This is a genomic window from Kandleria sp., from assembly GCF_017934775.1.
Classification (GTDB): Bacteria; Bacillota_I; Bacilli_A; order Erysipelotrichales; family Coprobacillaceae; genus Kandleria; species Kandleria vitulina.
This window is the reverse complement of record NZ_JAGBIX010000042.1, coordinates 1-5,980: the sequence shown is the minus strand read 5'-3', so window position 1 is coordinate 5,980 and position 5,980 is coordinate 1. Positions and strand designations below refer to the sequence as shown.

The 5,980-nt window shown below is 35.3% G+C and carries 4 protein-coding genes and 6 tRNA genes; 9 read left to right on the top strand and 1 reads right to left on the bottom strand.

The window, feature by feature from the left end; all coding sequences use genetic code 11:
• Positions 1-147: 147 nt before the first annotated feature.
• The gene (rpsD, locus tag J6L95_RS04835) at positions 148-753 is read right to left on the bottom strand and encodes a 30S ribosomal protein S4 (RefSeq protein ID WP_029070163.1); all 606 of its coding nucleotides are present in this window, start codon (positions 751-753) and stop codon (positions 148-150) included.
• A gap of 315 nt (positions 754-1,068) precedes the next feature.
• Between rpsD and J6L95_RS04830 the strand changes: the two genes are divergently transcribed.
• The 9 genes from J6L95_RS04830 (at position 1,069) to J6L95_RS04790 (ending at position 5,905) form a co-directional block, all read left to right on the top strand.
• On the top strand, positions 1,069-2,826 hold the full coding sequence (locus J6L95_RS04830) for a septation ring formation regulator EzrA (RefSeq protein WP_287458344.1): 1,758 nt from the start codon (positions 1,069-1,071) through the stop codon (positions 2,824-2,826).
• 82 nt (positions 2,827-2,908) lie between these two features.
• Positions 2,909-4,045, top strand: a complete 1,137-nt coding sequence (locus J6L95_RS04825) for a cysteine desulfurase family protein (RefSeq protein ID WP_029070161.1) — start codon at positions 2,909-2,911, stop codon at positions 4,043-4,045.
• Positions 4,046-4,047: 2 nt separating this feature from the next.
• Positions 4,048-5,253, top strand: coding sequence for a tRNA uracil 4-sulfurtransferase ThiI (gene thiI, locus J6L95_RS04820; RefSeq protein ID WP_074687368.1), 1,206 nt, complete (start codon positions 4,048-4,050; stop codon positions 5,251-5,253).
• A gap of 119 nt (positions 5,254-5,372) precedes the next feature.
• Positions 5,373-5,448 (top strand) — tRNA-Val (locus J6L95_RS04815).
• 7 nt (positions 5,449-5,455) lie between these two features.
• Positions 5,456-5,531, top strand: a tRNA-Thr gene (locus tag J6L95_RS04810).
• A gap of 16 nt (positions 5,532-5,547) precedes the next feature.
• Positions 5,548-5,631 (top strand) — tRNA-Tyr (locus tag J6L95_RS04805).
• Between the two features lie 8 nt (positions 5,632-5,639).
• Positions 5,640-5,715, top strand: a tRNA-Gln gene (locus J6L95_RS04800).
• A 33-nt stretch (positions 5,716-5,748) separates the two neighbouring features.
• Positions 5,749-5,824 (top strand) — tRNA-Lys (locus tag J6L95_RS04795).
• A 7-nt stretch (positions 5,825-5,831) separates the two neighbouring features.
• Positions 5,832-5,905: transfer RNA gene (locus tag J6L95_RS04790), tRNA-Gly, on the top strand.
• Positions 5,906-5,980: the final 75 nt, after the last annotated feature.

The following is a 5,980-nucleotide window of genomic DNA, read 5'->3' as shown; positions in this document are numbered from 1 at the left end:
TTGCGCCCTTTTTTGGGGCTTTTTTCTTTAAAAAAAAGACATGATGGAAAGGCTGAGAATCCATCATGCATGACTTGGTAATTTTAACGTAAAAAAGAGAGGCGTAACGAAATGCTTAAATCATTTCGTTACAGCTTCTTTAAAGAATTATCCAAGTCTGTTGTAGTATTCTACGATTAGCTGTTCGTTGATTTCCTGATTTAATTCAGATCTTTCAGGTAATCTAGTGAACTTACCAGTTTTGTTTTCTTTATCTACTTCTACGAAACCAGGTGCAGTGATCTGAGCTTCTAAAGCATTTTTGATGATATCTAAGTTAAGAGATTTTTCTCTAACTGCTACAACATCACCAGGTTTAACTTCACATGAAGGGATATCAGTCTTTTTACCATTTAATGTGATATGACCATGGTTAACTAACTGTCTAGCCTGTCTTCTTGTTGAAGCATAACCCATTCTGTATACAACGTTATCTAATCTTGATTCAAGTAAGCATAAGAAGTTTACACCAGTTACGCCTTCCATCTTGTTAGCTCTGTTGTAAGTGTTGTGGAACTGTTTTTCGTTCACACCATACATATGTCTTACTTTCTGCTTTTCAGCTAACTGTAAGCCATATTCAGTAGACTTATGTCTCTTCTGACCATGCTGTCCTGGAGCATAAGGTCTCTTGTTTAATTCTTTTCCATTTTCAAGTATAGAGAAACCAAGTCTTCTAGATTTCTTCCATACAGGTCCTGTATAACGTGCCATTGACGTTACCTCCTTATTGTTTTATTCGCATAAAACAATAGAGATCATAGTTTATTATACGTATGTTTCCATTAAGCATTTCTTTGCGGGAATACTTTGCAACCTTACGGTGAAAACGTAGCTGTATAACTTCTATGTACCGCTATCATTTATTGCAATAAGTATTATACATGTAAAAATGGGAAAGTCAATGAATAATAGAGAAAAAATTGCGTGTGTTATGACTTGAATAATAGAAAAACTTAAAGAGAAATGGATGAAAACACTTTTATAATATGATAGAATAGAAAAGAAATAGAAAAGGAGCATTAAACTATGGAACAATTGACTTCTTATTTAAATAAAATAATAGCGCTAATTGGCATTAGAAATCTTATTATTATCGGAGTGATTCTATTGCTCTTGATTATTGCGCTTCTTATATATAGATCATTAAAACTAAAAGTATATAGACAAGAAATTGTCGAAATTGAAAATCAGATGAACGGCATTAAGACATTGCCAATCCAATATCGTCTTGGACGAGTACAAAGTATTGCGAAGAACATGAAAGAAGTTGCTGAGCAATATGAAGAATTTGCAAAAGAACATAATAGAATTGTAGATTTTCAGCAAAATGAATTAGGTGTACTTGTCAATGAAGTAGACGAACAGCTTTTCTATGGCAAGCTAAGAGGAGCTAAGAAGAAATTAGCAAAGCTTCGCCAGATGAATGCGACTTATGAAAAAGATTCAAAAGAGCTTCTTAAGAAGATTGAAAAAGTGACTGAAATCGAAAATATTCAAAGAATTGAAATTATTCGTGTCAAAGAGAAATACAGAGAAGTGACTAATCAATATGATGAATCACGTTCTAAGATTGAATCATTTGTACCTAAAGTTAATGTTATCTTCAATAGTATTGATGAAGATTTCGTTAAGCTAGAAGGAATGATGAACAATCAGTTATTTGAAGATGCAAAAGCTTTCACTAAACAGATTGAAGGACGTATTGAAGCCTTATCGGCTGATTTAAAAGATCTTCTTTCCTATGTTTCAGTTGTCAGCAAGCTTCTTCCAGGAAAAGTAGAAAAGGTTGCTCATTTAATTGAAGATCTTCAAGAAGACGTCTTTGCATTAGAACAGCTTAACGCTGAAGATCGCTATGATGAGATTGAAGAAGAACTAGAAGAATCCGTTGATCTTGTTAAAGCAGTTGAAATCAAGGAAGCAGGAGAAAAGCTTGAAGTCTTGACTGATCATATTGAATCATTGGTTATTGATTTAAGTAAAGAGAAGACTTCTTATAAGACATTTAAGGAAAGATGGTCAATTCTTTCTAAAGAGATTGAACGTATCGATCAGGATTATGAAACAAGCATGCGTGCTTATCGTGAAATGGAAAAGAAGTATGTGATTGATTTAGAGGCTATGCCAATTGCGAGCACATATGAAGAATTTACAGGCATGCTTAAGGAATATAAGCAGCTTAATGATAAATTAGGTTCTGGTGAATTTGCTTATTCTGATACATTGGAAACAGTAGAAAACATGATTGCTTCTATGGCTACTCATGATGCGCAGATCAAGTCTTTCAAATCACAAAAAGAAAAGCTTGAGATTGTTGAAAAGAAAGCAGAAGATGAATTAGAGAATATCAATATTGTATTATTGGAAATCAAGTCTGAAATCAAGAATAATCATTTGCCAATGATCAATGATTCTTATAAGGACTATATTCAGGATTCCTATAGAAAAGCTGAAGAAATCAAGGAATTTAAAGAGAACAAGCCAGTTAAGCTTGAAGAGCTTTCTAAGAAAGTAGATGGGGCAAGAGATGTCATCTATAAACTTTATGACAATGTTCATAATCTCATCATTACTGCTGAAATGGTTGAAGAAGCTATTGTCTTTGGTAACAGATTCCGTTCAACTTATATGGAAGTCAACACTGAACTAACTAAAGCAGAAGTATTATTTAGAAATGGTGAATATACGAAAGCATTAGCGACTGCGGTTGATATCATTGAAAAGATTGAACCAGGAAGCTATGAAAAAATGATAAAAAAACAAGAAGAAGTTGCGGCTAATTAAGAACCCTACACTGTTAGGGTTCTTTTTCTTGTAAGAAAGAAAAAATAGTGTAAAATAGGTGTGATTGGAAAGAGGGAAAGATATGATTTATTTAGATTATGTAGCAACAACACCATTGAATGATGAAATCTATAAGACGTATCAAAAACTTCTAGGGAAGTATTTTGCCAATTCGGACAGTGCGTATTCTTTAGGTTATGAAGTCAATGGGCTATTAGAAAAATCAAGAGAACATATCGCTAAGATGCTTCATGTCAAAAATGATGAAATCATTTTTACTTCATGTGCGTCTGAAGCGAACAATACAGCCATCAAGGGTGTATGTTTTCAATATGCCAACAGAGGTAAACATATTATTACAACAAGTTTTGAACATTCCAGTGTAGCAAATACATTCAAGCAGCTAGAGGAAGTGTTTGGCTTTGAAGTAGATTATATTCCAGTAGATCAAGAGGGGCATCTCGATATCTCTCAATTAGAAGATATGATCAGGGAAGATACAATTCTTGTATCAACAATGTATGTCAATAATGAAGTAGGTACAATCAATCCTATTAAAGACATTTCACGTATAATAAGAAAAAAGAATCCCAAGACAAAGTATCATGTAGATATGGTTCAGGCATTAGGAAAGCTGCCAATTGATCTTTCAGTATGTGATCTTGCATCATTTTCAGCACATAAGATCTATGGATTAAAGGGAAGCGGTCTTCTCTATAAGAAAGACAATACAGCCATCGTTCCACTTATTTCTGCCGGACAGCAGGAATTTGGATTAAGAGGCGGGACATCGAATGCGTGTACTTATATCGTACTAGCAAAAACGATGAGACTTGCACTTGAGAAACAGGAAGAACATCTTGCTTATGTAAAAGAATTAAATCATTATTTAAGAGAACAGCTTAGCAAAAGAGAAGCTGTTGTGATCAATTCGCCAGAAGATGCTTCGCCATTTATATTGAATATATCTGTTCCTCATTATAAGCCTGAAGTTCTTGTGCATGATCTAGAAACAAGCGATATCTATATTTCAACCAAGAGTGCCTGTGCATCAAGAAAGACAGAAGTGGCTCACACTTTAGCAGCTATGCATGTGGATCATGACATTGCGATTAGTGCATTGCGTATCTCTTTATCACATTTAACGACAAAAGAAGAATTAAATACATTTATTGAAGCTCTTGATCTTTCGTTATCAAGAGTAAAGAAACAGAGGTAATTATGGAAGCAAATCATATTATTGTCCGTTTTGGAGAATTAACAACAAAAGGAAAAAACAGAAAACTATTTACAAGAAAGCTTTTAAAGAACACGAAAGAAATCTTGCATGATTTTACATCGTTATCATATGAGTTGACATATGACCATATCTTTATCCTATTAAATGGAGAAGATCCAGAAAAAGTCAGTGCAAAATTAAAGACAGTCTTTGGGATTCATTCATTTAGTTTATGTTATAAGGTAGAACATGACTTACAGAAAGTAAAAGAAGCAGCCTGCAAGATCGTCGATGAAGCAGAAGGGACTACTTTTAAGATCAATACAAAAAGAAGCGATAAAGAGTTCCCAATGACATCTCCTGAAATGAATAGAGCTATTGCTGGGTATATCTTTAACATGACAAAAAAAGAAAACCTAAAAGTAGATGTTCATAATCCAGATATTCTTGTAAAAGTAGAATTTAGAAAAGATGCTGCTTACGTTATGGATAATGTCGTAATGGGAGCAGGAGGATATCCTGTAGGGATCGGTGGAAAAGCATTATTGATGCTTTCAGGTGGTATTGACTCGCCAGTTGCAGGTTATTTAATGATGAAGAGAGGAATCGATATTGAATGTATCCACTATGCCTCTCCACCTTATACAAACGATTTAGCAAGAGAGAAAGTATTAGATCTACTTAATGTCTTAAAAGAATCAGCTCATGGCAAGATTACAGTACATATTATCCCATTTACAAAATTACAGCTTTCTGTCTATGATCATTGTGAAGAATCTTATGCGATGACAGTCATGAGACGTATGATGTATCGTATTGCGGAAGGTGTTGCAAGAAAACGCCATTGTAAAGCTATTGTCAATGGTGAAAGCGTAGGACAGGTAGCAAGCCAGACTTTAGATTCTATGCTTGCAATCAACAGTGTTATCACTACACCAGTTATTAGACCAGTAGCCTGCATGGATAAATTAGAAATTATCGATGTTGCAGAAAGAATTGGCACATATGATATTTCTATTCGTCCACATGAAGATTGTTGTACAATTTTTACACCTAAAAAACCAGCTACAAAACCTAAGACATACAAGTGTGAAGAGTTCGAATCACAGTGGGATTATGCAACTCAGGTACAGGAATGTATCGATCAGATGGAAACAATTGTAGTGGACGCCAATTATAAAAATGATGATGAAATGGACTTATTTTAAATCACCGCAAAAAGCGGTGATTTTCTTTTATAGAAGGGGAAAAAGAAAATAAAAGTTTTTTTAAAAATTATGTTGACTTCATATAAGTGAAATGCTATTATGTATGAGCATTCGACAGCGGGGGCTTAGCTCAGTTGGGAGAGCATCTGCCTTACAAGCAGAGGGTCAGCGGTTCGAGCCCGTTAGCCCCCACCATTTATAAGCCGGCTTAGCTCAATTGGTAGAGCAACTGACTTGTAATCAGTAGGTTGTGGGTTCAAGTCCTATAGCCGGCACCATTTTAATAGAATTTCTGGGGAGGTAGCGAAGTGGCTAAACGCGGCTGACTGTAACTCAGTTCCTTTTGGTTCGATGGTTCGAATCCGTCCCTCCCCACCATTCTCTATTGGGCTATAGCCAAGCGGTAAGGCAACAGACTTTGACTCTGTCATTTCGCTGGTTCGAATCCAGCTAGCCCAGCCATCTCTATAAGGTTTTATTAGTTTTATGTTTTTTGACTCGCTAGCTCAGTTGGTAGAGCATCTGACTTTTAATCAGAGGGTCAGGAGTTCGAATCTCCTGCGAGTCACCATCTTTATGCGGGTGTAGTTCAATGGTAGAACTTCAGCCTTCCAAGCTGACTACGTGGGTTCGATTCCCATCACCCGCTCCATTTATTTAATCCAATGGAGATAATAAACATATGACTCGCTAGCTCAGTTGGTAGAGCATCTGACTTTTAATCAGA